The organism is Streptomyces sp. SP18CS02 (assembly GCF_036322365.1).
Classification (GTDB): domain Bacteria; phylum Actinomycetota; class Actinomycetes; order Streptomycetales; family Streptomycetaceae; genus Streptomyces.
In genome coordinates this window covers 1-300 of record NZ_JAQYXC010000088.1, presented here as the reverse complement: position 1 = coordinate 300, position 300 = coordinate 1, and the positions used below count along the sequence as shown (strand labels likewise).

At 79.3% G+C, this 300-nt stretch carries 1 protein-coding gene; it reads right to left on the bottom strand.

Going from position 1 to position 300, the window contains the following annotated elements:
• Positions 1–300: hypothetical protein (locus PUR26_RS00545; protein ID WP_329868128.1), on the bottom strand; the 300-nt coding region annotated here is incomplete at both ends.

The window sequence follows — 300 nt, the reverse complement described above, 5'->3', positions numbered from 1 at the left end:
TCGACCGGGGCCTCGACCGGCGCAGACTCCTCCACGGGAGCCTCTGCGGCCTTCGGCGCACCGACCGGAGCCGTCGCCGTGCGCGTGGCACGACGACGCGGACGGGCCGCGGGCGCCTCCTCGACCGGCGCGGCCTCCTCGACCGGGGCCACGACCGGCGCGGACTCCTCCTCGGGTGCCTCTGCGGCCTTCGGCGCACCGTCCGGAGCCGTCGCCTTGCGCGTGGCACGACGACGCGGACGCGCCACGGGCGCCTCCTCGACCGGCGCGGCCTCCACGGCGGCCTCGGTCTGCGGCACC